Below are 894 nucleotides of genomic sequence, written 5' to 3'. Positions count from 1 at the left end.
TTTATTGAAATGAATCCGTTAGAAGCTAAATTTAGAACGAGTTCTTTAAGATCATGGAAAACTGATCAGGCTGATGCTCACAAACTCGCTCATTTAGCACCTACGCTTAAACAAACGGACAGTTTGTCTAACCATAATCATGATTCAATATTCTTTGAGTTAAGAGAACGTGTACGTTTTCATTTAGAAATTGAAAATGAACAGAATCGACTTAAGAATGAAATTGTTGAAATACTACATCAGACATTTCCTGGTTTAGAAAATTTATTTAGTAGTCGATATTCAATCATTTCACTTAACATCGCAGAAATATTCACTCATCCAGACATGGTTACCGATAAAAGTATGGATATGCTTATTACTCATATATTCAGTTCTACAGATAAAGGTCTATCAATGAATAAAGCAGAAAAATATGCACATCAACTAGTGAATATTGCTTCGGAAAGCTATCCCAATGTCGATAGACATTCTTTTCTAGTTGAAAAAGTACGTTTACTTATTCAACAATTAAAACAATCTATTGAGCGTCTTAAACAATTAGATAAGGCCATGATTCAATTAGCACAACAACTCGATTGTTTTGAAAACATTCATTCGATACCAGGTATAGGCAAGTTAAGTGCAGCGATGATTATTGGAGAAATTGGTGATATTACACGATTCAGATCACATAAACAGCTCAATGCTTTTGTAGGTATTGATATCAAACGATATCAATCAGGTAGTACATCTAGTAGAGATACAATCAATAAACGTGGTAATAAAAAAGCGAGAAGACTATTGTTTTGGGTGGTTATGAATATTTTAAAGGGACAACATCATTATGATAATCATGTCGTCGATTATTATTACAAACTAAGAAAGCAGCCTAATGAGAAATCTCATAAGACT

At 32.2% G+C, this 894-nt stretch carries 1 protein-coding gene; it reads left to right on the top strand.

The window, feature by feature from the left end; translation table 11 throughout:
- The coding region (locus tag CD113_RS11575) for a transposase (protein WP_103262361.1) at positions 1–894 on the top strand (894 nt) is incomplete at both ends.

The organism is Staphylococcus simiae (genome assembly GCF_002902085.1).
GTDB lineage: Bacteria > Bacillota > Bacilli > Staphylococcales > Staphylococcaceae > Staphylococcus > Staphylococcus simiae.
Note: the sequence above shows the minus strand (reverse complement) of the source record. Positions and strands in the feature narration are given on the sequence as shown.